Raw genomic sequence first — 25,849 nt, 5'->3', positions numbered from 1 at the left:
TGAGTGTTATTCCCTATCTCTCTATTATTGCTTGAAATAATGCTAATTTCCGTCCGTCAGACAAGGAGACCGACGAGGGAGTGATACGCACCACTTTGACCCCTTGAATGCTGTCTCCCACGGACACAATCTTATTGTTGATCACGGCATAGGCCGTGTTGCCCGAGCTGACAATGCTGTTAAGCACTAGGGCTTTGTTTTGGTTCTGAGTCACGGCGCCGGCGGCCGAGTAGCCTTTGCCGGGCAAGGTTGGATCCCTTAAGGTTTCGGCCGATACGTGGGCCGACAACCCCAATAATGCAATGAAAATATAAGGCTTATTTAGCGACACTGATAAAGTCCTTATTGATACTCAAGGTATAAAGCTCAATATCGATTTTCCCCTTAGGGTAATCGGCTACTTTATAGTCGAGTCGTTTCCAGTAAAGTTTGTCGGGCATAGCCTCTACCGCTTCAACAAAGCGCAGCACAGAAAAATAATCCCCCTCCAAGCTCATGCGTATTCCATGGCTGTAGAGATTCAGCTTTTTCTCTTCACCCACGGCAAGGAGTGGCACGGGCGTAACCGAGGTAAACTTAAGTAATTTAATGCCTTGAACTTGCCCAAGCAGATTACCTAATAACTCAGGCATATAATCGGCGGGCACCATGTCCACCATCTGCTCATTGAGCTGAGCATCAATCTCTTGATTCTGTTGCTGCAACAAGCTTAAACGCTGGCGATAGTCCTGATTAGGATCCATAGCCAATCGCTGCTGATATAAATCAATCTGTTGCATCGAAATCTTGTTTTCTTGCTCTAACGCCTTCACTTGCTGCGCCGTCGAATGCTGTTGTTTCCACAGCGACTCGATAGGCATATAGGCCGACATGGCGACCAGCACTAACACGGCGAGAGCGATAAGCCCGCGCTCACGCTGGCTGAGAGAATCAAACTTTTGCGCTAACTGTTCAAATCGGGCTTTCATCGCGCCTGCTCCTCTGGGGTCTCACTCGTCAGCGTGAAAGCCAGCGGTTTATCCTCACCGCGATCCATGGTCATAGACGAAAAAGCCTGACCTTTTAAGGTGTTCGTTGTCTTTAACTTGCCCACCCATTGCGGAATGCTCTGCGGATGATCGGCAAAGCCTTCAAACATAAAGTGCTGCTCGTTAATCACAATATGGTTAAGCCAAACACTCGCATCGGCCACCATAGCTAAATCCTTCAGCACGGGCGCAAAACCTCGGCTGGTGAGGGATGAGCGCAGTGCCAGCTCATTCATCAATAATTGCTTTAACTCGAGCTGCTGCGACTCTAACTCGACGCGCGCGACTAACTCAGCATCGGGTTTACGGGCGGCGATTTGCATTTCAAGTTCCGCCTTTTGCTGATCGAATTGCTGTTTTTGCGCCGAGGCTTGGCTTAGCGCCCGCTGAGACTCGGCCAATTGCCAATAGCTAAAGGCCGCAAGTATGGCGCAGACCAGTACCAAGCCTAGGGTATAACTCATTAATTTCGAAAAGGTTAGGCTCTGCTTTGGGGGTAATAATGCCGCAGAATATAGATTGACTCTCGATTTTATCACTCGGCACCTCGTGAAAGTTCACTAAAGGCTAATCCCGCCATGCTCGCGCCCACGGCACGCTTATTAACGACATTAACGGCTTGGTTAAAGTTAGCCGATACCAACTTAGCCAAGGCATCCACTGCGCCGTCGGCAAATAATTCAATTGAGGCGACTGGAGGCTGACGCAATTGGCTTTCAAAGTAATCCATAGAACGCTGAATTTCTAGGCTTAAGTTATCCGCCAGTCCGTAGTTAAGCTCATCCACTTCGGCCTTATCCAGCTCGGTAAAACCGCGCACTCGACGCTGCATATAGAGCTGACCTTGCTTGACCACAGTCAGCAACAACTCTTGCCCTGTATGATGGCTCACGACTAATCTCGCCTGATTATCCTCATCAAACAGGTTAGTCATGGCTAATTCTTCGATGCTAATTCCTAGTACGCTTAAACCTTGATCGCTGATGGCCTGCACCATAGCGCGCAACTTTTCTTTATCGACCACAACCACACTGAGCTTATTGCTCGGCAGGGGCGACTCAAAGTAATCCAAGTGAATTTGCGGCACAGGGATATTAACCATGTCTTTGATCGACCAGAGTAAAGCTTGGGATAATTCGTCACTATCGACATTCGGTTTATCGGCCACGAGCAACTGATAGCGGCCACTACCGAGAACTATTTGCAAAGATGCGTGGGGAAAGGCATTGGCAAGTTCGGCGAAGGCCTGTTGCCACAGATCCTGTTGCAGCTCATAGGAAACCCATTGTTCTGCAAGACTTTCAGTCGCGGGAGCATAGACCCACAGCTTATCGGCACAGACATAAACACCGAGCGCCGAGCCAGCCTGTTTGGCTCGCCAAAAGGCTAACCGAGCAAAAAGTCCTTTATCCATAAAAATGCCTGTCTTCCGATAAAGTTAAAGCTTGAGTCATAAGAGCGCGAATAACAAACGTCCAAAACTGAAATAAGGATAATGTGCATCACCTGTAAAATGTGAAACCCATCATATCCAGCGTCATAATTTTGGCACAGGCTAGTTTAGCCGCTAATCAGTGAATTATATAGAGAAATCCGACATTTCGGCCCTATTCTTCCACAGTGATCACATACGGCGAGGAAAAAATTCCCCGCTATTGCACCTCAATCGGCTCACTAAAATACATGCCCTGCGCCATACCCACACCGAGAATTTGTAGTGTTTGCCATTCCTCAAATACCTCAATACCCTCGGCACAGACTTGCACTTCGGTGCGATATAAGCCACCGATAAGGCTCCGAATAAATAATTGATTTTCTGGACGTAAATGAATGTGACGCACAATCGACCTATGCAGTTTAATCATGTCGAAATGGCACTCGCGAATATAGTAAGTACCCACCACCTGCTGACCCACATGGTCGACACACAGTCGCGCGCCCATCTTACGGATCATATCCAGCTTAGGCTTAAGCTTATCTTGGTGTTGGATAACGATATCCTCGGACACCTCAAAAATCAGTTGTGGCGTCAGGTGGCGATATTCGAGCAGAGTGGTTTTAAGCCACTGGGTAAAGGCGCGGCTCATTAAGGTATCTAGGCTCAAGTTCACACTATAGACTTGATTCTTATGTTTTTCTTGCGACAACAAACCTAACACTCGCTCAATCATCTGCCGCTCAACTTGTGGCATCAACCCGCATTTGTTCGCCATAGGGATGAAGAGTGTAGCCCGCACTAACGCGCCCTGATTATCCCGCGCCCGGGTAAAGATTTCCTTGTGATGCTCAACGCCGTCGGAATCCATCACTGGCTGACTAAAGGGATAAAAACGCCGCTGAACCAAGGCATTCTCTAAGAAGCTGCGCCAACGCACCGAGCCTTTAGCAAACTCCTCATCAATCGCGCCCTTGTCGTACATAAACCAATTACTGTTACCTTGTAATTGCGCGGCGCGTAATGCCATATCGGCCTCATCGAGCAACTGATTAACATTATCCCCGGCGGTAAAGTAAGCACAGCCTAAATGATAAAAGTTGTCTTGATTCTCCACATCGTCGGGTAAAGGTTGGCTCAAACAGACTTTGAGTAATTTACTGGCAAGCTGATCGGCCTCAATCAAAGACACATGGGGCACGACAATCGCAAATTGATTATGGGAGCGGCGTGCAAAGATACTGTTGGGTAAGGTCTGCAAAATAGAATTAATGCTGTTGACTGTCGCATGGAGCAACTCTTTAACCGCGCCCTCTCCTTTAGCCTGTTGCAGTAAATCGAGGTCGTCCATCTCCAACAGATAAATCACCCCGTGGGCCACCATGCCTTGGTCATGACTCAAGGCGTCGAGGCGGTTGTTTAAAAACAACCGATTACCAATGCGGGTTTGCGCATCTAAAAAAGTATTGGAGCGAATAAACTTATCGAAACGGCCGCGTTCTTTATGGGCGTCCTGCAACTCTTCGAGCAGCTTAGTTAAGGCTCGGTTGATGAGCCTAGGTTTACCATTGCCCGGCGTTGCGAGGGCTTGCTCGTGTTTGCCTTGCAAAATCAATCGGCTACGCTGAGCAAGCTCTTCAATCCCATCTAACTGCTGCGAAAACCACACATGGCCAAAACGCACCAGCGCAATCACCGCCAGTAAGCCCACGCCTAAAATAAGCAATTCATACCAACTGACGCTGTAATGCTCGAAGGGCTGTGGCAGCGTGAGGGTCATATTCAATCCCGACTGGGGATCGAGCAGATGGGTATAGACCATGGCATTTTGCGTCTGCACGTTGCCCTGATAGGCGAAGAGCACTTCGCTCTTCATGGTCAAACGGAATTCGACGGCGTTGTACGCCAGCAGCATAGGCGGCAACCAAGACTCTAACTCCCAATCGGGTTGAGTTTGGTAATGTTCAATCAAAAGGGATTCCAGCTCAGTCACTTTTTGCTGTTGAAACTTATAGGTCAACTGCACAAAGCTCATCATGGCGCTGAGTAAAAAGACAAAGGCGATAGCGGCCAAGGACATTAACCAAAAACTGGTTAATTTTGTAGTTAACATTCGAGTGAATTTCATCGAGCCGCTATCCTGCAGGATTATTATAATTATCGGTGCACTCTTAACACGAGTTAAACAAATGCTACTCAAGATTATTCAGTAGCATAAGCCAAAAGGCAACCAAGGATTGGTTTTCAACGCCGCTCAAAGCATTCACATGGCAGAATTTTTATTCCGAGTAAAAACAAAAAAGAGGCTAATTAGCCTCTTTTGGGTTTTAGTCGAACTCGCGCTTAATCGGCGTAGTGTGGCAGCGTAGTGATTGCCGCAACACCCGAATCAATCGCAGCCTGCGCGACCGCGCGGGCAACGCGAGGTAATAAACGTGGGTCCATAGGTTTTGGTAGCACATATTCAGGGCCAAAACTTAATGAACTCACCTTTGGATAAGCCTTAAGCACGCTCGCTGGGACCTCTTCTTTGGCTAGGCCAGCAATCGCATGTACTGCAGCCACTTTCATTTCATCGTTAATGCAAGATGCACGCACATCCAAGGCACCACGGAAAATGAATGGGAAACACAGAACGTTGTTCACTTGGTTCGGATAATCACTGCGACCAGTACCCATGATTAAATCGCTGCGCGTCGCGTGGGCAAGCTCAGGTTTGATTTCAGGATCTGGGTTTGAGCAGGCAAAAATCACTGGCTTATCCGCCATCATGGCCACTTCTTCAGCGCCAATCACGTTAGGGCCAGATAAACCTAAGAATACGTCGGCACCTTTAATCACATCTTGCAAAGTGCGCTTGTCGGTATTGTTTGCAAACAAGGCTTTGTATTCATTCAGATCGGTACGACCCGTATGGATAACGCCTTTGGTATCTAACATGTAGATGTTGGCGCGGTTTGCACCACATTTTACCAGCATGGTCATACAGGCGATCGCAGCAGCGCCAGCCCCCATACACACAAAGGTCGCATCGCTGATCAGTTTGCCTTGGATTTCTAAGGCGTTGATCATACCCGCAGCCGTCACAATCGCAGTGCCGTGCTGGTCATCATGGAACACAGGCACATTACAACGCTCAATTAATTCGCGCTCGATAACAAAGCACTCTGGCGCCTTGATGTCTTCGAGGTTAATACCACCAAAGGTGCCAGCGATAGCCGCAACAGTGTTAATAAACTCTTCAGTGGTGTTGTGGGTCACTTCGATATCGGTCGAGTCGATATTCGCAAAGTGTTTAAACAACAGAGCCTTACCTTCCATCACCGGTTTTGACGCCAATGGGCCTAAATTACCTAACCCCAGAATCGCCGTGCCGTTAGTGATAACAGCGACAGTGTTACCTTTGTTGGTGTAACGATAGGCATTGTCAGGATTAGCAGCAATTTCACGTACCGGTTCAGCAACACCAGGGCTGTAGGCTAGCGCGAGGTCATGGCTCGTTTCAGCAGGTTTAGTGAGGCAGACTGCGGTTTTACCGGGAACGGGGAATTCATGATAATCGAGTGCTTGTTGACGAATATCTGACATTTTAACATCCTGAAATGCGACATTTATAAGTATGGAAGTAAGGCCGACCAACCCAAGATCACCTCATTTACGGGCGATTTAAACAGTGTGGCAGGTCGGGGTAAGATACGCCAATTGGGTTAATTTTTAAATAAGATATTGAGAAATTTCGCCTTTGCGACAGATTTATCTCTCTAAGCCAAGTTTTATAAACTTATCTCTGCCAATAAAGGATGATTATCTGTTTAAATTTGTAGGAAACAAACGAACATAACCCGCTAAAGCAATGAAAAAATGCCTTATAAAGCCAAAAATGTTGATTAAATTACAATAGAGATAGCTAACTGCGTTATCTTATAGTTAATTGCTATAAATAAGTCAATTTAGGCGGCTTTAGCCTACTATTAAGTGACTTTGATGCTTTTTTAAGTGAAGTCGTACCAGAAAGGCAGAAGAGTAGCGATTTTGTGCCAGAAGGTCAGAAAGCAAAAAGGCGCCATAGGCGCCTTTTTTAGAAACATTGCTTACGCAATTATTTCTTGCCAAGCATACCGAAACGCTTGTTGAACTTGTCGATACGACCGCCTGTATCAACAACTTTTTGTGTACCTGTGTAGAATGGGTGACATGCACCACAAACGTCTAAGTGCAGGTCTTTACCAGCAGTAGAGTTTACTTTGATTACGTTGCCACAAGTACAGTTTGCAGTGATTACTGCATATTCTGGGTGGATACCTGGTTTCATTGGGATTACCTCAAATGTAAGGCCATGTCGCTCTTCCAACCCGAAGTCGGACACCACATGCAGTTAATAACGATATGTTAGGGCGCAGAATAGTACAGTATCACCTACGCGGATACAAGTAGATTATCTGAGCATTTTCACGATAATCTACTTGCTCGCGAACATTTATCTGCCCGCCTCTCTATCTTCGAAACTTGTCTTAGCCGCCTGCGCTTCGGGATAACGCGCAAGTATCTCAGCCGATGGACAATAAAGCGTGGCATCTTTCTTCAGCGCGTTAATTCGATTCTTTGAAAATGCCTTAGGGTTAGCATCGTGGATCGCCAGCATGGCACCATAGACACTCACTTTCCAGTCAGGGGCATAGCGATTGGCAATGCGCCATAACGTCTCGTTGTGATAATCCAACAGACACTCACCCGAGTTTGTTGACTGAGCATTTGTCGAACTTACCGTATTAACCTCAGTTGCAGTCGCTTCGCCAGCCTTAACTTCGGGCGCATCAATCGCAGTTTTGCTTTTATCCACTATTGGCAGATCAGCAGACGCTTGTGCAACCGCCGGCTCACTCGTGACATCTTTTGTCGACGGCTCAGGTGTAGGCATTTCAGCTTTAGCTGCTTCAGTTTTAGATGGCTCAGATTTAGCCACATCAGCTTTAGCCTCAACAGATGCCACTACCGACGAACTCGAGGTGGAGGATGCTTTCACATCAGACTTATCCTCAGGGAAGGTAAATCCTGAGGCGCGAGGCGTAGCGGCAACTTCTGCCGTCACCGCAGCCACAACAACGGAAGCAACGGGCGCAACATCAGCTTCAGCGGTGACTAAATTAACCTCTTGCACAACCTTCGTTGATTTAACTGGGGTTTTGTCACTTTTAGCAGAGCTTGCCACCAGCTGACTTGTCTCGGCTGTGGCCGCTTTACTCGATTTCACAACCGCCGTTTTTGCTTGCGATACTGAAGACACCGCAGAGGAAGCAGTCTCAAACAGCGGCAGGTTTTTCACTTCATACCAACGATCGACACGGTATTCGCGTACTAACAGCCGCGCTTTAGGATCCGTTACATCTTCCACGCCCGTCAGCAAAACCAAGAAACGGTTAAGCTGCTCGGCCATGAGTTTTTCTTCACCACCGGACTGCTGCACCGCAAATTCGAGCCGAGTCATATCCTGATTATCAGTGATCACATTGACGCGCATTTTGGGGTAAGCACCCAAATCAAACATGCGGCTATTGATACTCACATGGGAAACTTGCGCCTGTACACAAGCGCTACACACTAAGGCGAATAGTCCTAATGATTTCGCTATTTTAGTCATTTACTTACTCTCAACTATCCTTGGATAAACTGTCATTAGGACTAGCCCTCGCTAGCCGTGCTGAGTACACTAAACCTCATTTCCCTTAAGACTCGCCCTGCATATGTCACTGTTTGTTGAAGTTGCGTTACCTGTGCCTATGCGGCAAAACTTTACCTATCGAGTGGATACCGATGAGCAAGGTAAGGAAAGCGCTCAGCAACCTCAGATTGGGATAAGAGTAAAAGTCCCCTTTGGGCGCCAGCAACTGATAGGCCTTGTTACCGCCATTACCGACAGCTGTGAACTGGCCCCTACGCAACTTAAATCTGTCATAGAGTTTATTGATGACGCGCCCTTATTGCCAGAATCGCTTTATAAATTAACCCTCTGGGCCGCAAGATATTACTTTTGCAGCCAAGGACAAATGCTGACACAGGCGCTCCCCGTGGCGCTGCGTAAAGGGCTCGATGCCGCGCCGCAAAGAATTCAGTACTGGCAAATCACAGAGCTGGGCAGCAATATTGCGCCTGAGACATTAAAACGCGCCCCGGCGCAAAAACGCTTACTCGAACGCTTACAGCAAACCAGCTTGACGCAGGAAGACGTCATCAGTTTAGAACTGAATAAAGCCGCGCTCAAAACCTTAGAGGATAAGGGCTGGATTGCCAGACACGAGAAACTCGCCGAGCTCAATCTCGATTGGCGCAGCCAACTGGAACTCGATGAAGCCCCCCATAGACTCAATAAGGAACAAGCAGTTGCCGTCACCCTGCTCACCCAACAGCAAGGATACCACTGCACTCTGCTCGAGGGCATTACCGGTTCGGGTAAAACCGAGGTCTATTTAGCCGTACTCGAACATATCCTTAAGCAGGGTAAGCAAGCGCTGATCCTGGTGCCTGAGATTGGCTTAACACCGCAAACCATCAATCGCTTTAAGCGCCGCTTTAAAGTCAATGTGGCCGTGCTGCATTCGGGACTGACCGACAACCAGCGCCTCGAAGCTTGGCGACAGGCTCGCTGTGGTCAAGCCGCCATCATCATTGGCACCCGCTCCGCCCTGTTTACGCCCATGGCTTTTCCCGGCGTAATCATCCTCGACGAAGAGCACGACAGCAGCTTTAAACAGCAAGAAGGCGTTGGCTATCACGCCCGCGACCTCGCCGTGATGCGCGGACATTTAGAATCAATACCAGTGATTTTAGGTTCGGCGACGCCCTCGTTAGAAACCCTGCAGAATGCCCTAAGTGGTCGCTATCATCACCTGCAACTCGGGGAACGTGCGGGTAATGCGAAAAAAGTGCGCCAAGGGATTATCGATATCAAAAACCTGCCCCTCAAGGCGGGGATGTCGGCGCCACTCATCAACGAAATCCGCAGCCATTTAGAGGCAGGGAATCAGGTACTCCTGTTTTTGAACCGCCGTGGCTTTGCACCAGCACTGCTGTGCCACGAGTGTGGGCACTTACATGAGTGTGACCGCTGCGATGCGTTTTTTACTGTGCATCAATCCCTTGGGGAAATCCGCTGCCACCACTGCGGTAACCAATATGCCATTCCAAGGCAGTGCCACAATTGCGGCAGCACCATGTTGATGGGCCAAGGTATCGGCACTGAGCAACTCGCCGAAGCACTGCAACAGGAGTTCCCCAAGTATCCCGTGGTGCGAATCGATCGCGATACCACCCGCCTTAAGGGTTCGCTCGAAAACCATTTAAGTGCGATCCATAAGGGCGAATACAAAATCTTGGTCGGCACTCAAATGCTTGCCAAAGGGCACCACTTTCCAGATGTGACCCTAGTGGGATTACTGGATGTCGATGGCGCACTTTTTAGCGCCGACTTTAGGGCGCCAGAACGCTTCGGCCAGCTCTATACTCAGGTCGCAGGCCGTGCTGGCCGCGCCAACAAACCCGGCACTGTGTTGCTGCAAACTCATCAGAGCGATAACCCTATACTGAGGGATTTGCTCCACCGAGGTTATGGCGAGTTTGCCCGCAGTCAATTAAAGGAGCGGCAAATGGCGCTGCTGCCTCCCGCTTGGCACATGGTGCTGGTGCGCGCAGAAGCCCACTCAGCCGTGGATGCCGATAACTTTCTGAATGCATTTGCAGCACTGCTACCCCAAGATAAAGAGTTTGAAATCATCGGCCCTATGCCTGCGCCACTCGACAGAAAAGCTGGTAAGTTCCGCCGTCAATTGATGTTTCAAGCCAAGCACAGACATAGATTACAGCAGGAGTTTGAGCGAATTTATCCCCTCGTCGAACAGCTGCCAGAGGCCAAACGTTGTCGCTGGATCCTAGATAGGGATCCGCAGGATCTGTTGTGATTCAATAATTTGATAAAAAATCATCGGGAAGATAGCAATTAGTCACCACAAACGGCTAAAATACGCGGTTATTCCCTGTATTCATTCTTAAAGTTAGTAGCTAATTAATCCATGAAATCACATATCCAATCATTACTTGAACAAACTATCGAATCCTTTAAACAACAAGGTATTTTGCCTGCGGATTTTGAGGCGCGAATTCAAGTAGATCGAACCAAGGATAAGAGCCATGGCGATCTGGCAACCAACTTAGCCATGATGCTAACCAAAGCGGCGGGTAAAAATCCCCGTGAATTGGCGCAGCTGATCATCAACAACCTACCCGCCTCAGCCTATGTGGCGAAAGTTGAAATCGCAGGCCCTGGTTTTATCAATTTCTTCATTGATGACAGCGCGTTAGCGAACCAATTACAGGCTGCAATTAGCGATGAGCATTTAGGGATTAAGCTACCAACGCCACAAACTATCGTAGTGGATTACTCTTCACCTAACCTCGCCAAAGAGATGCACGTCGGCCACCTGCGTTCGACCATCATTGGTGACAGCGTGGTGCGTACCCTCGAGTTTTTAGGCCATAAAGTGATCCGCCAAAACCACGTAGGCGACTGGGGCACCCAGTTTGGTATGCTGCTGGCCTACATGGAAGAATTGCGCGCACAAAATGGCGAACAAGCCCAATTAGAATTATCGGATCTCGAAACCTTCTACCGCGCCGCCAAACTGCGTTTTGACGAATCGGCAGAGTTCGCGACCCGTGCCCGTCAACTTGTAGTTGAACTGCAATCAGGTGACGAATACTGCAACAAACTATGGCGTGAATTTAACGACATTTCTTTAAGCCACTGCCACGAAGTGTACGAGCGTTTAGGGGTAAGCTTAACCCGCGCCGATGTGCACGGTGAAAGCGCCTATAACGCCGACTTAGAGCAAGTAGTTAAAGATTTAGACGCCCAAGGTTTACTGACCCAAAGCAACGGCGCCAAAGTGGTCTTCCAAGAAGAATTCCGTAATAAAGAAGGCGAGGCGCTGCCTGTTATCATTCAAAAGGCCGATGGTGGTTACCTCTATGCCACCACCGACTTAGCCGCTATGCGTTACCGTTCAAGCGTGCTCAAAGCCGACCGCGTACTGTACTTTGTCGATTTACGCCAAGCGCTGCACTTCCAACAAGTGTTTAGCCTTGCCAAGCTGGCTAAATTTGTCCGTAACGATATGTCACTGGAACACTTAGGCTTCGGCACCATGAATGGCGAAGATGGTCGTCCGTTCAAAACCCGTACCGGTGGCGTAGTGAAACTGGTTGATCTACTGGATGAAGCCAATACTCGCGCACTTGAGCTGGTTCGCAGCAAAAACCCAGATATGGATGAAGCGACCTTAGCTGAAATTGCCCGCGTAGTGGGGATCAGCGCAGTCAAATACGCCGATCTGTCCAAAAACCGTACCAGCGATTACATCTTCAGCTTCGAGCAAATGCTGAGCTTTGAAGGCAATACTGCGCCTTACCTGCTATACGCTTACACCCGCGTTGCAGGTATCTTCAAACGTGCGACCGATATTGACTTAAGCCAAGCCAAGATCGTACTCGAACATGAAAAAGAGAAAGACTTAGGTAACAAACTGGCGCAGTTTGGTGAAATCCTCAGCCGCGTGGTCGACAAGGGCCAACCACATGTACTTTGCGGTTACCTCTATGAATTAGCGGGGGCTTTCTCTAGCTTCTACGAGGCATGCCCAGTGCTTGCCGCCGATAACGACGAGCAAAAGCATAGCCGTTTACTGCTGTCACAACTGACGGCCAACACACTGCAAAAAGGCCTAAATCTACTAGGTATCGAAACCCTAGAACGGATGTAAGCCATGAGCAATCGTGACTATGCCAACAGAAGACCGCAAGCGGGCGCGAAACAGCGCCCCATTCGCGCGACACGAGCGAGGCCTGCCGCTAAAAAGGCTGCGCCTCGCCGTAAGCTCCCGATCCCGTTGATCCTGTTCGCCTTTATTGCCGTCGGCAGTTTTGGCTATTTTCTGTTTAGCATTAAAGATACCGCCAAGCAGGAAGCGCCTGTCGAGGTGAAAACCGAGAAACCGACTAAGGCAAAAGAACCAGCAACGATTCTCACGCCTAAGGTGAAAGAGGCCGAGCGCCAAGCGGTGGTAGTGACTGCGCCGGTGGAGGAAAAGCCCGTCGTTGAAGCGCCGAAGAAAGATCCAAACGCCTTGCCACCTAAGCCTAAGGAAGAATGGACCTATCTGGACGAGCTTGAGAATAAAAACGTCGAAGTGGATATTCCCGATGTCGTGGCGACGCGTACACCACAGCAATATCAATTGCAGTGCGCTTCATTCCGTCAGGAGTCTCAGGCGAACCAGATGAAGGCCGTGATTGCGTTCCAAGGGTTAGAAGCGCAGGTCAGGCAAATCGAGGGCACCTCAGGCACTTGGTACAAGGTTATCCTCGGCCCCTACGAACGTAGGCGCGATGCCGAGCGTAAACGCCACACCTTGCAAAATGCAGGGATCAATGGCTGCCAGCTGTTAGCCGTTCCAAAGTAATCCTGCTTGCAAAATCAGTCTGAACATCGCGGCGCGTGCCCCATCACGCGCCGCGATTTTTTTATCTTCTTGCCAACCAACACCTACTCCAGCAACCCTGTTTTGCCCCGTTTCAAACATTGAGCTAATACCAATCGTATTAAATATCTGTTCATTCAGCGGGAGTTAAACGGGCTTTAGACAAGGCGAAGGCTTGAAGGCATAGTGGCGCTCTGTCGAAAGCCTTAAACGCAGTATAAAGCCCGTTCAACCCCGCCCTTCGGGAGCCTCACAGGTATCTCACTCCCGTGTTACATTGACTTAAAAGGGAATAACCATTTCTTCGTCAATGGGCCTTGGATTGAGATACCTGTGAGGCTCTGAACTGATTAGATATTTAATGTGATTGGTATAAATCACAATTTCATTTTATGAAATTTATAACCATCTATTTTTAAACAGTAAATTCGTTTATTAAGAAAGATTAATATGGCGTTTAATTGACCTAGATCAAACTTAGGCGTATCTCTTAGGTAACAGCAAAACCTGTTGTCTACTCATCAAAAATCCAACCTCAGGGTGAAGTATTATGAATGCATTAATCGAGATTGAAGCCTCTGAATTCAGCCAACTGTTCAAAAGCGGTGACGCCTTAAGCATCCGGATGTATATGGAGCATGTGCACATGCCTCTAGATGTGCAGGATAAGATTTACAACGAGATTTCGGCTTTAGCGGTACTCGAGCAAGACACCATAGCGCGCCTTATCGAAACCCATTCCCACTCTGAAATTTCCGAGCGTCTGGCCTATTAATCACGGCTGAAGATGACGCGATACGCCAATGGACGGCTGCATTGAATTTCCCATTCGCCGCGCCAGTTAACTGATATTTTTAACCCGCTTTTTATCATTAATCCCATGCTAAACCACAAAAAATAAGGCCAAATATCACTATTTGGCCTTAGGTTTATGGGGCTTAAACTGATGAATATTTAAGCTGCAACATGGTTTATGCGTTTTAAGCTTTCTCTTTTAAGCCTATGCTATTCATCCAATAATCGAAATCGACCATATTACCGGGCAGCACCACACGGCTAGACTTCTGGCTTAAGCCATCGAGCTGCTTAAAGTATTGCTCACCAAGCTGCATACGCAGTGCGTTATGGCCGCCGGGCGCGGCAATCACAGTCGCTAAACGTTCAATCGATTCAGCAGTGGCTCGCGACAGGGTTAAAATCTCCTCCGCTTTACCTTCTGCCTCATTGATACGGCGCTGCATTTCACCTTCAGAGCGGTTTACGGTTTCCGCTTTAATACCTTCGGAGCGATTGATCTTACTCTGCTTATCACCCTCACTCTTTGCCAGTAATGCACGGCGCTCGCGCTCAGCATTCACTTGCATTTCCATGGCGTTTTTCACTGTCTCGGGTGGCGTGATGTTCTTAATCTCATAGCGGTGCACGCGAATACCCCACATGGCACCCGCTTGGTGGAGCACTTCCACTACCTTAGCGGAAATCACATCCCTCTCTTCGAAGGTGCGGTCGAGATCTAAGGTGCCGATCACTGAGCGCGTGGTGGTCTGCGCCAGTTGAATTGCCGCATAGCGATAGTCAGTGATGCCATAACTGGCCTTCACAGGGTCGGTAACAGAGATATAAATCACCCCGTCAACTTCCACATTCACTTCGTCACTGGAGAAGCACTCCTGTGGTGGTACGTCGATAGTTTCCTCTTTTAAGTCATGGATATAAGCCACTTTATCGACAAAAGGAATTAAGGTGTGGAAACCCGCATCTAACGTTGAGTGGTACTTACCTAAACGCTCAACAATATAAGCCGATTTAGTCGGAACTAAGCGGATGGATTGGAACAGCTTAATCACAAATATGGCGAAAATCAGTCCCCAAATGACCATTACCGCGACATCAGTATTCAATGGGATTTGCATTAGCGTGCTCCTTTGCTAGTTGCATTATGGCCACCCACGGTTTGGGTGACTTGTTCCATTCCTTCGAAGAATCCTTCGAGTTTTGCCATTTCCGCGGGGACAACCGACACTTGCGAATCGTTGAGGATCTTACCGACCTGAGCAATAAACTGCTCTTTTAACAACATATTCATCGCATCGTTACCGCCATTGACCGCTAACGCTTGGGAAATCATCGCCATGCCTTCGGACTTTGCCTTAGCGATAATGGCAATCTCTTGCCCCGTACCTTTAGCTTCGTTGATACGCTTCTGTTTTTGGCCTTCAGAAATGTTAATCGCCTCTTGGCGCTCACCCTCTGACATATTGATCATCGCGGCCTTTTCGGCATTGGCCAAGGTGATTTCGGCGCGCTTACGGCGCTCGGCTTCCATTTGTTTTTCAAGGGTATGGATCACATGACGCGATGGCGTGATATTGCGGATCTCATAGCGTAACACTTTGATCCCCCAAGGCTCAGACGCCTTATCAATCTCGCGCACTATGGATTCGTTTAAGCGATCACGCTCAGAAAAGGTCTCGCTGAGGGTGAGCTTACCGATTTCAGAACGCATAGTGGTCTGTGCCAGATTCACGGCAGCTTTACGATAATTTTCAATACCGTAGCTCGCTAATTTGCCGTCCATAACCTTGAGATACACTAAGCCGTCCACTTCAAGCTGGGTGTTATCCTTTGAGATACAGCTTTGTGGTGGCACGTCGAGCACTTGCTCACGGGTATCGTGTTTATATGCGACGCGATCGAAGAAAGGGATTAGGAAGTGGAATCCCGGTTGTAACACAGTACGGAATTTCCCCAAACGCTCAATGACATGCACCTCACGCATCGGCACTATCAGCATCAGCTTATAGAGAATAAACAAGACAAATAAAATGACTAAGGTAAACACAAACATAGACTCATCCTTTAGTTTTGAGACGTTGCCTGCTCAACAGGCTCAACCACTAGGGCAATGTTTTCACGGCAGATAATCCTGACCTCAGTGCCCGCAGCAATGATACTACCATCCCCCAATGCGGGCCATTCGCTCCCTTGGAACTCGACTCTTCCTGTCGTTTGTCCTGGACCTATGGTTTGTTTAACACGGGCGATTTGATTGTAGATATCAAGTTCTTCATCGGTGTTATCCACATGGGAATCTCCACCAACCAATTTTTGAGTGACTTGCCGAAAGGCGAGTAATAAGACGATGGCGGAAATAAACCACAGTGTCAGGCTTTGAACCACACCTTCCACCAGGCCAATCCATAAGGCGCCAGCCACCACTAAGCAGGCGGCGCCGAGTAGCACGACAATACCTCCAGGTATCACCAGCTCGGCTAACATCAAGATAATCCCGATAATAGACCAAACTAAAATCAGATTCGAAAACTCCATATTCCCCCCTGAAATGAGAGCATCCTGTGCAGCACTATAGCAGCAGAGTGGCAGACATGCGACATAATATGTCATAAATTTATACGCCGATTTAAAAAGCACGGCAAGACAATTAACTTGGGAAAATGAGGGGATGAATTGACTCGCGGCAAAATATCGACCCGAGTTGTTCTAAAATTAAGCACAATCAATTCAAAAAGTTAGCTCGCAATATCATCAAAAATGTATCGAGAAATAAAATAACCGCTAAAAATCAATAAATTAAACACCTTAAAACCCACAATTTGATTATGTGATTTTCACAACAACATTCGATAAAAAACTTTGAATAATTGTAAATTTTTGCATATATTGCCCGCACTTTTTACCTTGCCCTCAGCCAGTACCCATACAAGCCGCACCACCCTAGCCGTTTGTAGGTTCTGCCCTCGGAGCAGGAACTGAGTACAACTTTATTTAGCGTCTACCCCTACAACAGGAAATAACAATGAAAAAGACATGCCTATGTCTAGCATTAATGCTTTCACCTCAAGCATTTGCTGGTGACTTAGTACAGTGGTGGGATTTCAGTGCAACCGCCCTTTATGGCGAAGACTACGACTTGGCTCCTTCGGACAAGCAAACGACAGTCACACTCGAAACCGCTGGTGCATGGAAATACGGTGATTGGTTTGCCTTCCAAGATTTTATCTACTTCAAAGGCGACCACACGGGCATGGATAGCACCACCTACGGAGAGATTTCACCTCGCTTTAGCGCGAGCAAAATCCTCGGCGAAAAAATTGCGTTCGGCCCTATTACCGATCTTTCATTAGCCCTCACCTACGAAGAAGGTGAAGGCCCTGTGCATAGCTTGCTCTATGGCTTAGGGGTCGATGTTGCCGTACCTTACTTTACCTACCTTAACTTCAACACTTATCGTCGCGATGCGATGAGCTCAGGCAATATCAGTGATGGCTGGCAGTTCACCCCAGTCTTCAGAATCGATATCCCAGTAGGTTCGGCCAATATCGTGCTCGATGGCTTTATCGATTGGGTATTTGCAACGGATAACAGTGGCTACGAAGAAAACTTCCACTTCAACCCTCAGCTAAAATACGATTTAGGTAAGAGCCTATTTGGTGACCACAAGGCAAATAAACTGCTTGTGGGTATCGAGTACGATCTGTGGACCAACAAATACGGCGTGAAGGGTGTCGACCAAGACACTTATTCTGTCATTGCTCAGTACCACTTCTAATCTAAGTGATACTGCCCGCCTTAGCGGATACAGCGAATAAAAAAGGTGCCTAGGGCACCTTTTTTATTATTACGCAAGCAACACTCGCTTTGCAGGGGAGCGTGTCGGCGAATTAAGCCAGTAGCTTCTTAGCAGCAGCTACGACGATAGAAACAGCACTGACTTCAGTTTGCTTCATTGTCGCTTCGTTCGGGATTTCCTGTTGAGTGCGGTTTACGATAACGCCAGCCACACACGCCGCACGCCAACCTTGAGTCGCACACATAGTGAATAGGGTCGCTGATTCCATTTCATAGTTCAGCACGCCCATATCCTGCCACTCTTTCATTGAGCCAGCGAAACGACGGGTTACACGGCCAGTCACAGTGTCATAGCGCTCTTGGCCTGGGTAGAAGGTATCAGAAGATGCGGTAACGCCGATATGAGGCTCTACGCCCGCATCGCGGCACGCAGCAACCATAGCTGTGGTACATTCGAAGTTAGCAACCGCTGGGAACTCCATAGGTGCAAAGTGTAAGCTCGCGCCATCTAAACGCACTGACGCTTGAGTCACAATCACATCACCCACATTTACATGGGGTTGAATCGCACCAGTGGTACCAACACGCAGGAAGGTATTCACGCCTAATTGCGCTAACTCTTCAACTGCAATCGACGTTGATGGACCACCGATACCGGTAGAACAAATCACCACAGGCTTACCGTCAGCATACGCTAAGTAGCTAGTGTACTCGCGGTGGCTTGCAAGGAATGTGGCATTATCCATTAACTCGGCAATACGTTTTACACGCTCTGGATCGCCCGGCACAATCGCCAAAGTGGCACCATCGAGCATCGCTTTGGTCAAACCTAAGTGAAATACATCAGCCATCGTGAAAACCCCTTTCATTTTTGATAATAAAATTCTTATTGAATCGACTTTAACCTAGTATCGAAGCGGTGAAGGTTAACTTGATCACAGAATTATCGGCAAGAAGAATTGTTCATTCGTAATGTAATTACCAAATCTATTACAGCTTGATCACAAAGATAGCAAATCTGTGATGTTTCTGTAGGCACTCGTCAATCAGGTGAAATTAAGTGTGAGCCAGAACTGACTCGCTCGCCACACTGGGCAATATAAAAGATATAGGTTGTTGATTTATAGCTAGTTTGCTGAAATCACCCTTTAGTATTAATCTGTAGGAGGACAAATATTGATCCATATCACGTTTCATCATCGTGGCTAGGGTTAGGGTTAAGACGAGACCAAAGCACGATAAAAGACGACAAGGAGAACGCCAATGTTTCCAGAATATCGAGATCTCATTACCACCTTAAAGACTCAAGATGCTCATTTTCAACGTAAATTCAACGAGCACAATCAATTAGATGAAGAAATCAAGCAACTGGAAAAACGCGTTGGCAGTGATTTCAATCCCACAGTGAAAGAACTCAAAAGCAAAAAACTGCATTTAAAAGAAGAGATCTATCAAATTCTCAAATCCCACAATTAAGTGGTGATACCAAAAACGAAGGGCGCCTAAGCGCCCTTTTTGTTGCCTTGCGGCCAAGATTACAGGTAGTAATCCTTCAGAGGTGGGAAACCGTTAAAGCACACCGCTGAATAAGTGGTGGTGTAAGCACCGGCGGTTAACCAGTACATACGGTCTCCAATTGCTAGGTCATTCGGCAGACCATAGCTGTAGTGTTCGTACATGATGTCGGCGCTATCGCAGGTCGGACCGGCGATAACACATTTGTCCAACTCACCTTGTTTGTGGGTGAAGATTGGGAATTTAATCGCCTCATCCATGGTTTCGATTAAACCAGAGAACTTACCCACATCGGTAAATACCCAACGCTCTAATGCGGTGTAGGATTTCTTACTGATCAGCACCACCTCAGACACCAATACCCCAGCGTTAGAGATCAGCGAGCGACCCGGCTCCAGAATGATCTGTGGCAAATCATCACCAAAATCTTCCTTCAGGAAGTGGGTGATTTGCTCAGCATACACACCGAGTTGGTTGGTTTTGTCGATATAGTTAGCTGGGAAGCCGCCACCCATGTTGATCATCTTCAGAACGATGTTGTGCTCATCGCGCAGACGATCGAAGATGCTCTTCACTTTACCAATCGCCGAATCCCAAGCGCCAATATCACGTTGCTGTGAACCCACGTGGAATGAAATACCAAAGGGCTCTAAGCCTAACTCCTTCGCCAGAACTAACAGCTCATAAGCCATCTCATTTTGGCAACCAAACTTACGAGACAGCGGCCAATCGGCGGTGTCTGTACCTTCGGTCAGGATACGTACATAGATGCGTGAACCTGGTGCTTCTTCGGCAATCATACGTAAGTCGGCCTCAGAATCCGATGCATACATACGCACACCACGTTCATAAAACGCACGTACATCTTGACGCTTTTTGATGGTATTGCCATAGCTCACGCGGTCAGGCGTTACGCCCACGTTAGTGACCATATCTAACTCATAAATCGACGCAATATCGAAGTTTGACCCTTTGTTTTTCAGTAACGTCAGGATCTCAGCCGCAGGGTTTGCCTTAACTGCATAATAAACATCGGCATAAGGAAAACTATTAACCATGTCATCGTATTGTTTCGCAATGATACTGGTATCAATCACCACGAACGGGGTCGCTTTATCTTTGGCAAACTCTTCAATACGCTTGAAGGTTTCAGCATCATAATAGTCAGCAACATCAATAGATTGAAATTGGCTCATTGGGCCAGAGTCTCCTTTGGGTCAAATGGTAAAAGATTCGTTGTCTGTCTTAAAAACGTGCGCAGTAAACGCTATTTTTTTACTTAACGCAACGAATTTTTATGCTTAATAACTAACTTTTTATTCCATGAAATTTTAAGCGATGACAAACCTAAAAAAACTGTCATCAAAACAGATAATTATGCACAAGAGCACAACAGAGAATATTGACGTTTTTGAGGTAGGAAAAATGAATTTTTTACGACGGCAACTCAAGCTTATGCAACTAAGGATGATCTGAGGAAAAATACTGAGCAACACTCGTTGGCCGAATAGCGATTCAAGCTCAATCAGCACGAGCCAAAAATCACCACTCTAAAACGAGATCAAATGAGTTGAGGGGTGAGCCCTTCAACATAGCCCCCTCAACATTGGCTTCAAAACAGGCTATTGCGACTCGTTTAGTTTCGCTAAAGCTTGGCTTAAGGCTTCACTCGAATCGAAGTAGGCGATGTCCTGAATATTGCGGTGGTCCAGTAAAATCATCGTCGCCATATCTTTTGTATCGGGTAACAGGCGGCTGATCTCGCCTTCCCTGTCTAACCCAATGGCAAAGGGCAACTCCTGCATTTGCGGCACGGCGACAAATTTAGCGATCAACGATGGCATGCCACTGATATCCGCCACATAGACTAAATGCGGCGGAAACTTATCTCCCGCGAGTGGTGTAAGCGTTTCTTTAATAATATCGCCGCCTTTCATACTGCGACTAAAGAGCACCACTTTGGTTTCGTCAGTCACACTGACCGCTTGCTCATTTTGATCCTGCAATGAAATAGGATTGATCGCATCCCCGGCAACATAACTCGCCGCCAAGGCCATCATGGGAGTGAAAAGGAAGGACAGGCACAACAACAGCTTTCTCATAAACACTTAACTCCATTTTTGATACGGGCAATAGCATACCCGAGTCTCACAACCGACTCATTTAATCCGAGCCATTACATGATACGCTTCACAATGCATGGCGAATACGCCTTTCAAAGCAATTGTACGTTATACTAGGGCGGTTAAATTTATTGTAAGGATATCATTATGATAACACCTGGACTCGATCAGGAATTGCAGCAACTCCAAGGCGTTTACCAGCTGATCACCGAGTTTTTAGTCAATTATAGTTTCCAATTAATCGGTGCAGCGCTGGTCTTTTTATTGGGTCTGTGGGTCGCCAGCAAAGTCTCGCGCTTAGTCGCCAAGCAGTGCGAAAAGCATCACATCGACATCACCCTGAGTAACTTTGTCAGCAATCTGATCCGCATCCTGATCATTGTCATGGTGGGAATTATTGCCCTAGGCAAGATAGGCATTAGCGTCACGCCCATGGTGGCAGCAATTGGTGCCGCCTCCCTCGGCGCAGGTTTAGCCCTACAGGGTATGTTGTCGAACTATGCCGCTGGGGTCACCATTATTGTGACTCGACCTTTTGTGGTCGGAAATACCATCGAAATCAAAGGAGAAAGCGGTGTCGTCACACGGATCAATTTAGGGATGACGATTTTAACCAATGAGGAAGGCGAGCAAATTAGCATTCCCAACAAGCACATCGTTGGTGAGATCTTGCATAACTCCTTCAGTAATAAGCTGGTCGAAACTCAATTTAACCTGAGTTATAACAACGACCCTCAGGCGGCGATAAGCCTAATCACTGAGCTGCTGAGCCAAAACCCCAATGTCAGTCAGGACACGACACCAAATATTGGTATCAATGGTTTTAATGCCATCGGCATTGAGATTGGTGTACGTTACTGGGTGCCGACACAAAGTTACTTTCAGCATAAATACAAGATAAATATGGCCATTTATAACGCCCTCAAACAGTCTGGTATCGAAATGGCTTGCCCAGTGCGAGAAATTCATTTGCAAGAAAAGTAAGCGCCTCCATCGAGGCGAATGAATTCAAACATTCGCCTCATCTGGCACAGTTAACTTGCATTTTTTGCGGGATACGCGTTTACTGTGCAGCCCAAATATCGATAGTGATGGAATACTATGTTGTTGATACTTATCATTATAGCCTTTGTCGTTCTGTTTATTTTTTTTGCCAAATACCAAAAAAAGAAAATACAAGCCGAAGCGCTTGCCGCAGGTGAACCCTCGGCGCTACTCAATCACGGACTCACATTAATCAATCAGGGCGAAGTCAACTCAGGCCTAGACTATATTCAGCAGGCCGTTGATAAAGGCTTTGCCGTGGCCGCCATTGCTATGGCCGAGTTGTATTCGGGTCGATTCCAGCAAGTCCCCGCCGATCCCAAGGCATCTGAATATTGGTATCGAAAAGCCGCCGAGATCGATCCGCAATTTTTACCCATGATCACCCTGCCGAGCTTGGTCGCCTCTGAGGCGCAAACACCCGAGCAATTGCACGAACAGGTCAAACAACTCAAAGCCAGTGCTGAAGCGGGGCAAGTCGAGTTTCAATATGAGCTCGCCTATTTGTATCTCAGACAACCCTTTCTCGATCCCGATGCAAGCCAAGCCATTTACTGGTTTGAAAAGGCGGCCGCCCAAGGAAACCAAGATGCCTATTACCACTTAGGTACGCTGTATTGGCACGATGAACGTGTCACGCCAGACTATAGTAAAGCGCGGGAATATTTTGAGAAAGCCGTCGCCGCCGGCGATGAACACGCAAAAGATAACTTAGGCCATATGCTGGCTGCAGGCCAAGGTGGCCCTAAAGATCTCGTCCGTGCCGAAGCCCTACTCAGCGAATATGCCGAAGAAAATGATTATCGCCAGTATTACCTAGGCAAACGTTTCCTTTATGGTGAAGATTTTGCCGTCGACTACGGCAAAGCCCGCCACTGGTTAGAAAAATCCTGCGCCACTGGCAATGTCTTTGCCAAATTAGCGCTGGCACAGCTTAAGCTACTCGACCCACAAACGGATGATGACTACCAGCAGGCAAGAACAGAATTCGAGACTCTGGCATCCCAGTGGCAAGAAGAAGCCCTATTCGGTCTAGGTAAAATCTACGAGGAAGGCTTAGGCGTCTCGCGCCAACCGATTAAAGCCTTAATGTATTACCAACTGGCAGCCATGAGCCATAACAGTGACTACCAAGACGCATATGAGAAGCTCAGTAAGCGCTTGGGCACCTTAGAGATCCGCGAAGCCCAGAACCTGTGTAATAACTTTCTGCATCAACATCCTATCCCCGATGAACAGCAAACTTATTACTACCTTAACCAAGCAGAAATCTACCGCAAGGGTGAGCATCCGAGCCGCGAAGCGCTGCAAACCGCAGAGACTTGGTACCGCAAAGCCGCCGATTTGGGCAGCCAAGATGGCATGCAAGCCCTCGTTGACATCTACCGCCATGAGTCAATTGATAAACCGGTTCTGACATATATTTGGTCGAGCATATTACTGCGCAACTTTGGTCAATACGGGATGAATAGCGATCAACTCTTGTATCAACAACAAGTCCTGCCGCGCTTAACAGAGTCCGAGTTGTTGTATGCCCAAGATGAAATCGACAGGATTGAAGTCCAACTTGCGCCTTACTTACAGAGTAACGAATAAGGATAAACTGCTGAATGCTAGGGTTTGGCCGCTTAGCCAAACCCTGCAATTAAAAACCACGGCTTAAGCCGTGGCTTTGCTCAAATGCCGCAGTAATGTCGCCAGCGTAGGTGCAACGGTTTGATGGGATGGATAACACAAACCAATGCGGCGAAACATCCGAGGCCCATCGAATTTAATCTGTTTAAGCCGAGGCTCGTCTTCGATTAATCCATCGGGGAGAAAACTCACCCCAAATCCCGCCAGCACCAGCGACATAACCAAAGACTTAGATTCTGCCTTCGCCACCAAATTGAGCGACAAATTGCTGCAAGCAAGTAAACCTATGGTTTGCTGATGCGCCTCGCAGGGTGGGCACTCAATAAAGTCGTACTGACTTAAGTCTTCGGGGCGAATACTGCTAACCTGGGCCAGTGAATGCTCCCTTGGCACACATAGCACATAGTCCTCCTCCCACAACGGAAAAAACACTTCATCCTCATGGCGTAAACTGTCTAGGGTTAACCGACAATCCGCAGGACTTTGATAATCCACCAGCTCTAAATCTAAATGACTAATAGCCTGATTAATTTGAGTTAATAACCCAGCAAGACGACGCTGACTCAGATCGGGCATCACGGCTAAGCGCAGCTTTTGCCGACTCGCCTTAGCCATAAATAGCGCGGGTAATTTACTGGCTTCCTCCACCAACTTAACCGCCAGCGGATACAGATAGTGGGCGCTATCCAAGGCTTTTACACCTTTTTTACTGCGCTCGAATAAGGCGCCACCTAGCTCTTCCTCTAGCTGTTTAAGCCCAGCCGAAAGTGAGGGCTGACTGACATAACAGCGTGTTGCCGCCGCCGTAATATTGTTTTCTTCGTAAATCGCGATAAAAAAGCGCAATAAGCGTAAATCCACCATCTAAGGTCACCCTATCAACCCAATATTCTGTCATAGGCAAAGCCTATCATATCCAGTGGCAATAAGTATTTTTCAGCCGATAAACAGCCACTTATACTCAACTCAACCTGATAAAACGATCTTTCAGCCTGCCTTTCAAACCTTTTAGATAGGAAATACTAATGACAAATACCACTCACCCCCTCGTTGTGATCACTGGTGCTTCATCGGGTATAGGTGCCGCCATCGCCAAACAGTTTAGCGAAGCAGGACACCCGCTATTACTGCTAGCGCGCCGTGTAGAGCCAATGCAAGCTCTTGAGTTACCCAATAGCTTAGCCATAGGTGTCGATGTAACAGATACCGCCGCCATCAAGGCTGCCATTAACCAAGCGGAAGCACAGTTTGGCCCAGTCGGTTGCCTTATCAACAACGCTGGCGTCATGCTGCTCGGGCAAATCGGCACTCAAGATCCCAACGAATGGAGTCGCATGCTCAATATCAATGTGATGGGCGTACTCAATGGTATCCATGCGGTTTTAGCCAGCATGAAGGCGCGCAAAACGGGCACCATTATCAATATCAGTTCTGTTGCGGGACGTAAGACCTTCCCCAACCATGCGGCTTACTGCGCGACTAAATTTGCCGTGCATGCCTTAACCGAAAATATCCGTGAAGAAGTGGCGATGGACGATGTACGCTTAATCACCATAGCGCCGGGAGCAGTCGAGACAGAACTCTTAAGCCACACCACAGATGATGCTATCAAAGCTGGCTATCAAGATTGGAAGGTACAAATGGGCGGCGTGATTGCCCCCGAAAACGTGGCCGCTGCGGCATTATTTGCTTGGCAACAACCACAAAATGTCTGTGTGCGTGAGATAGTGTTAGCCCCAACACGCCAGCAACCTTAAGCGACTTGCTTAGCACGACCTTGTCTAATACGGGTCAAACGCAGTGCGCGAGTGCCGCTGCGTTTAAAAATATAGCAATCGACCGAGTACCCTCCCCCTATCCACTGTACCAAGTTGCGCCAAATTCACACTTAGACACAGCGAAAATGGAGCAAAATCATTCCGACTGACTACTTTAGAGATCGTAAATTTTACA

General features: G+C 47.7%; 24 protein-coding genes. 9 read left to right on the top strand and 15 right to left on the bottom strand.

Annotated features, from left to right (window positions below; all coding sequences use genetic code 11):
- Nucleotides 1-13 precede the first annotated feature (13 nt).
- The 8 genes from CF168_RS02480 to CF168_RS02445 form a co-directional block, all read right to left on the bottom strand.
- The gene (locus CF168_RS02480; protein ID WP_011718433.1) at nucleotides 14-331 is read right to left on the bottom strand and encodes an MSHA biogenesis protein MshK; all 318 of its coding nucleotides are present in this window, start codon (nucleotides 329-331) and stop codon (nucleotides 14-16) included.
- Nucleotides 318-968 carry an MSHA biogenesis protein MshJ gene (locus tag CF168_RS02475; RefSeq protein WP_089066848.1) on the bottom strand — a complete coding sequence of 217 codons (651 nt, stop codon included), beginning with the start codon at nucleotides 966-968 and terminating at the stop codon, nucleotides 318-320. The genes CF168_RS02480 and CF168_RS02475 overlap by 14 nt, the downstream gene beginning before the upstream one ends.
- Complete coding sequence (locus CF168_RS02470) at nucleotides 965-1,567, bottom strand: PilN domain-containing protein (protein WP_089066847.1); 603 nt, start codon at nucleotides 1,565-1,567, stop codon at nucleotides 965-967. The genes CF168_RS02475 and CF168_RS02470 overlap by 4 nt, the downstream gene beginning before the upstream one ends.
- Complete coding sequence (locus tag CF168_RS02465; protein WP_011718436.1) at nucleotides 1,564-2,442, bottom strand: hypothetical protein; 879 nt, start codon at nucleotides 2,440-2,442, stop codon at nucleotides 1,564-1,566. Before CF168_RS02465 ends, CF168_RS02470 begins: the two co-directional genes overlap by 4 nt.
- A 238-nt stretch (nucleotides 2,443-2,680) precedes the next feature.
- Complete coding sequence (gene csrD / locus CF168_RS02460) at nucleotides 2,681-4,591, bottom strand: RNase E specificity factor CsrD (RefSeq protein WP_089066846.1); 1,911 nt, start codon at nucleotides 4,589-4,591, stop codon at nucleotides 2,681-2,683.
- Nucleotides 4,592-4,806: 215 nt separating this feature from the next.
- Nucleotides 4,807-6,051: a malic enzyme-like NAD(P)-binding protein gene (locus tag CF168_RS02455; protein ID WP_089066845.1), complete on the bottom strand. Its 1,245-nt coding sequence runs from the start codon at nucleotides 6,049-6,051 to the stop codon at nucleotides 4,807-4,809.
- 511 nt (nucleotides 6,052-6,562) lie between these two features.
- Nucleotides 6,563-6,775 (bottom strand): 50S ribosomal protein L31, encoded by a 213-nt coding sequence (gene rpmE / locus CF168_RS02450; RefSeq protein ID WP_011624224.1) that lies wholly within the window; start codon nucleotides 6,773-6,775, stop codon nucleotides 6,563-6,565.
- A gap of 165 nt (nucleotides 6,776-6,940) precedes the next feature.
- On the bottom strand, nucleotides 6,941-8,101 hold the full coding sequence (locus tag CF168_RS02445; RefSeq protein WP_089066844.1) for a FimV/HubP family polar landmark protein: 1,161 nt from the start codon (nucleotides 8,099-8,101) through the stop codon (nucleotides 6,941-6,943).
- A 103-nt stretch (nucleotides 8,102-8,204) separates the two neighbouring features.
- Between CF168_RS02445 and priA the strand changes: the two genes are divergently transcribed.
- From priA to CF168_RS02425, 4 genes are all read left to right on the top strand, one after another.
- Nucleotides 8,205-10,415: a primosomal protein N' gene (priA, locus tag CF168_RS02440; RefSeq protein ID WP_089066843.1), complete on the top strand. Its 2,211-nt coding sequence runs from the start codon at nucleotides 8,205-8,207 to the stop codon at nucleotides 10,413-10,415.
- Nucleotides 10,416-10,526: 111 nt separating this feature from the next.
- Nucleotides 10,527-12,272, top strand: a complete 1,746-nt coding sequence (gene argS, locus CF168_RS02435; protein WP_089066842.1) for an arginine--tRNA ligase — start codon at nucleotides 10,527-10,529, stop codon at nucleotides 12,270-12,272.
- Nucleotides 12,273-12,275: 3 nt separating this feature from the next.
- Nucleotides 12,276-12,971: an SPOR domain-containing protein gene (locus CF168_RS02430; protein WP_089066841.1), complete on the top strand. Its 696-nt coding sequence runs from the start codon at nucleotides 12,276-12,278 to the stop codon at nucleotides 12,969-12,971.
- Between the two features lie 568 nt (nucleotides 12,972-13,539).
- Nucleotides 13,540-13,764, top strand: coding sequence for a hypothetical protein (locus CF168_RS02425; RefSeq protein WP_011624229.1), 225 nt, complete (start codon nucleotides 13,540-13,542; stop codon nucleotides 13,762-13,764).
- A 205-nt stretch (nucleotides 13,765-13,969) separates the two neighbouring features.
- On the opposite strand, the gene CF168_RS02420 is transcribed toward CF168_RS02425, so the two are convergent.
- Genes CF168_RS02420 through CF168_RS02410 form a run of 3 tightly spaced genes read right to left on the bottom strand, consistent with a single transcriptional unit; the run spans nucleotide 13,970 to nucleotide 16,319 of the window.
- The gene (locus tag CF168_RS02420; RefSeq protein ID WP_089066840.1) at nucleotides 13,970-14,902 is read right to left on the bottom strand and encodes an SPFH domain-containing protein; all 933 of its coding nucleotides are present in this window, start codon (nucleotides 14,900-14,902) and stop codon (nucleotides 13,970-13,972) included.
- A complete protein-coding gene (locus CF168_RS02415; protein WP_011624233.1) occupies nucleotides 14,902-15,837 on the bottom strand; it encodes an SPFH domain-containing protein in 936 nt (311 codons plus the stop codon). The genes CF168_RS02420 and CF168_RS02415 overlap by 1 nt, the downstream gene beginning before the upstream one ends.
- 11 nt (nucleotides 15,838-15,848) lie before the next feature.
- Nucleotides 15,849-16,319 carry an NfeD family protein gene (locus tag CF168_RS02410; RefSeq protein WP_011624234.1) on the bottom strand — a complete coding sequence of 157 codons (471 nt, stop codon included), beginning with the start codon at nucleotides 16,317-16,319 and terminating at the stop codon, nucleotides 15,849-15,851.
- Between the two features lie 487 nt (nucleotides 16,320-16,806).
- Between CF168_RS02410 and CF168_RS02405 the strand changes: the two genes are divergently transcribed.
- Nucleotides 16,807-17,559 (top strand): outer membrane protein OmpK, encoded by a 753-nt coding sequence (locus CF168_RS02405; RefSeq protein ID WP_011624235.1) that lies wholly within the window; start codon nucleotides 16,807-16,809, stop codon nucleotides 17,557-17,559.
- A 112-nt stretch (nucleotides 17,560-17,671) separates the two neighbouring features.
- Here CF168_RS02405 and udp read toward each other — a convergent pair whose 3' ends face one another.
- A complete protein-coding gene (gene udp / locus CF168_RS02400; RefSeq protein WP_011624236.1) occupies nucleotides 17,672-18,430 on the bottom strand; it encodes a uridine phosphorylase in 759 nt (252 codons plus the stop codon).
- A gap of 412 nt (nucleotides 18,431-18,842) precedes the next feature.
- On the opposite strand from udp, the gene CF168_RS02395 reads away from it, so the two are divergent.
- Complete coding sequence (locus CF168_RS02395; protein WP_011624237.1) at nucleotides 18,843-19,055, top strand: YdcH family protein; 213 nt, start codon at nucleotides 18,843-18,845, stop codon at nucleotides 19,053-19,055.
- Between the two features lie 59 nt (nucleotides 19,056-19,114).
- Here the strand turns inward: CF168_RS02395 and CF168_RS02390 are convergent, their stop codons facing one another.
- Nucleotides 19,115-20,290 (bottom strand): type III PLP-dependent enzyme, encoded by a 1,176-nt coding sequence (locus CF168_RS02390; RefSeq protein WP_011624238.1) that lies wholly within the window; start codon nucleotides 20,288-20,290, stop codon nucleotides 19,115-19,117.
- 426 nt (nucleotides 20,291-20,716) lie between these two features.
- Complete coding sequence (locus CF168_RS02385; RefSeq protein ID WP_011624239.1) at nucleotides 20,717-21,196, bottom strand: hypothetical protein; 480 nt, start codon at nucleotides 21,194-21,196, stop codon at nucleotides 20,717-20,719.
- Nucleotides 21,197-21,364: 168 nt separating this feature from the next.
- Here CF168_RS02385 and CF168_RS02380 point away from each other — a divergent pair, with 168 nt between their 5' ends.
- Nucleotides 21,365-22,201 carry a mechanosensitive ion channel family protein gene (locus CF168_RS02380; RefSeq protein WP_089066839.1) on the top strand — a complete coding sequence of 279 codons (837 nt, stop codon included), beginning with the start codon at nucleotides 21,365-21,367 and terminating at the stop codon, nucleotides 22,199-22,201.
- Nucleotides 22,202-22,318: 117 nt separating this feature from the next.
- Nucleotides 22,319-23,857 (top strand): tetratricopeptide repeat protein, encoded by a 1,539-nt coding sequence (locus tag CF168_RS02375; RefSeq protein ID WP_089066838.1) that lies wholly within the window; start codon nucleotides 22,319-22,321, stop codon nucleotides 23,855-23,857.
- A 63-nt stretch (nucleotides 23,858-23,920) separates the two neighbouring features.
- Here the strand turns inward: CF168_RS02375 and CF168_RS02370 are convergent, their stop codons facing one another.
- Nucleotides 23,921-24,760: a LysR family transcriptional regulator gene (locus CF168_RS02370; protein ID WP_089066837.1), complete on the bottom strand. Its 840-nt coding sequence runs from the start codon at nucleotides 24,758-24,760 to the stop codon at nucleotides 23,921-23,923.
- A gap of 161 nt (nucleotides 24,761-24,921) precedes the next feature.
- On the opposite strand from CF168_RS02370, the gene CF168_RS02365 reads away from it, so the two are divergent.
- On the top strand, nucleotides 24,922-25,653 hold the full coding sequence (locus CF168_RS02365; RefSeq protein WP_089066836.1) for an SDR family oxidoreductase: 732 nt from the start codon (nucleotides 24,922-24,924) through the stop codon (nucleotides 25,651-25,653).
- Nucleotides 25,654-25,849 lie beyond the last annotated feature (196 nt).

Source organism: Shewanella bicestrii, from assembly GCF_002216875.1.
GTDB lineage: Bacteria > Pseudomonadota > Gammaproteobacteria > Enterobacterales > Shewanellaceae > Shewanella > Shewanella seohaensis.
The sequence above is the reverse complement of the archived record's forward strand: the minus strand, read 5'-3'. Positions and strand labels throughout refer to the sequence as shown.

Excerpts from the sequence above, each read along its gene's own strand:
- CF168_RS02405 (WP_011624235.1), top strand. The coding sequence starts at position 16,807 with ATGAAAAAGACATGCCTATGTCTAGCATTAATGCTTTCACCTCAAGCA.
- argS (WP_089066842.1), top strand. The coding sequence starts at position 10,527 with ATGAAATCACATATCCAATCATTACTTGAACAAACTATCGAATCCTTT.
- CF168_RS02420 (WP_089066840.1), bottom strand. The coding sequence starts at position 14,902 with ATGCAAATCCCATTGAATACTGATGTCGCGGTAATGGTCATTTGGGGA.
- rpmE (WP_011624224.1), bottom strand. The coding sequence starts at position 6,775 with ATGAAACCAGGTATCCACCCAGAATATGCAGTAATCACTGCAAACTGT.
- CF168_RS02385 (WP_011624239.1), bottom strand. The coding sequence starts at position 21,196 with ATGAGAAAGCTGTTGTTGTGCCTGTCCTTCCTTTTCACTCCCATGATG.
- CF168_RS02415 (WP_011624233.1), bottom strand. The coding sequence starts at position 15,837 with ATGTTTGTGTTTACCTTAGTCATTTTATTTGTCTTGTTTATTCTCTAT.
- CF168_RS02465 (WP_011718436.1), bottom strand. The coding sequence starts at position 2,442 with ATGGATAAAGGACTTTTTGCTCGGTTAGCCTTTTGGCGAGCCAAACAG.
- priA (WP_089066843.1), top strand. The coding sequence starts at position 8,205 with ATGTCACTGTTTGTTGAAGTTGCGTTACCTGTGCCTATGCGGCAAAAC.
- CF168_RS02395 (WP_011624237.1), top strand. The coding sequence starts at position 18,843 with ATGTTTCCAGAATATCGAGATCTCATTACCACCTTAAAGACTCAAGAT.
- udp (WP_011624236.1), bottom strand. The coding sequence starts at position 18,430 with ATGGCTGATGTATTTCACTTAGGTTTGACCAAAGCGATGCTCGATGGT.
- CF168_RS02430 (WP_089066841.1), top strand. The coding sequence starts at position 12,276 with ATGAGCAATCGTGACTATGCCAACAGAAGACCGCAAGCGGGCGCGAAA.
- CF168_RS02390 (WP_011624238.1), bottom strand. The coding sequence starts at position 20,290 with ATGAGCCAATTTCAATCTATTGATGTTGCTGACTATTATGATGCTGAA.
- CF168_RS02475 (WP_089066848.1), bottom strand. The coding sequence starts at position 968 with ATGAAAGCCCGATTTGAACAGTTAGCGCAAAAGTTTGATTCTCTCAGC.
- CF168_RS02365 (WP_089066836.1), top strand. The coding sequence starts at position 24,922 with ATGACAAATACCACTCACCCCCTCGTTGTGATCACTGGTGCTTCATCG.
- csrD (WP_089066846.1), bottom strand. The coding sequence starts at position 4,591 with ATGAAATTCACTCGAATGTTAACTACAAAATTAACCAGTTTTTGGTTA.
- CF168_RS02455 (WP_089066845.1), bottom strand. The coding sequence starts at position 6,051 with ATGTCAGATATTCGTCAACAAGCACTCGATTATCATGAATTCCCCGTT.
- CF168_RS02370 (WP_089066837.1), bottom strand. The coding sequence starts at position 24,760 with ATGGTGGATTTACGCTTATTGCGCTTTTTTATCGCGATTTACGAAGAA.
- CF168_RS02380 (WP_089066839.1), top strand. The coding sequence starts at position 21,365 with ATGATAACACCTGGACTCGATCAGGAATTGCAGCAACTCCAAGGCGTT.
- CF168_RS02410 (WP_011624234.1), bottom strand. The coding sequence starts at position 16,319 with ATGGAGTTTTCGAATCTGATTTTAGTTTGGTCTATTATCGGGATTATC.
- CF168_RS02425 (WP_011624229.1), top strand. The coding sequence starts at position 13,540 with ATGAATGCATTAATCGAGATTGAAGCCTCTGAATTCAGCCAACTGTTC.
- CF168_RS02445 (WP_089066844.1), bottom strand. The coding sequence starts at position 8,101 with ATGACTAAAATAGCGAAATCATTAGGACTATTCGCCTTAGTGTGTAGC.
- CF168_RS02375 (WP_089066838.1), top strand. The coding sequence starts at position 22,319 with ATGTTGTTGATACTTATCATTATAGCCTTTGTCGTTCTGTTTATTTTT.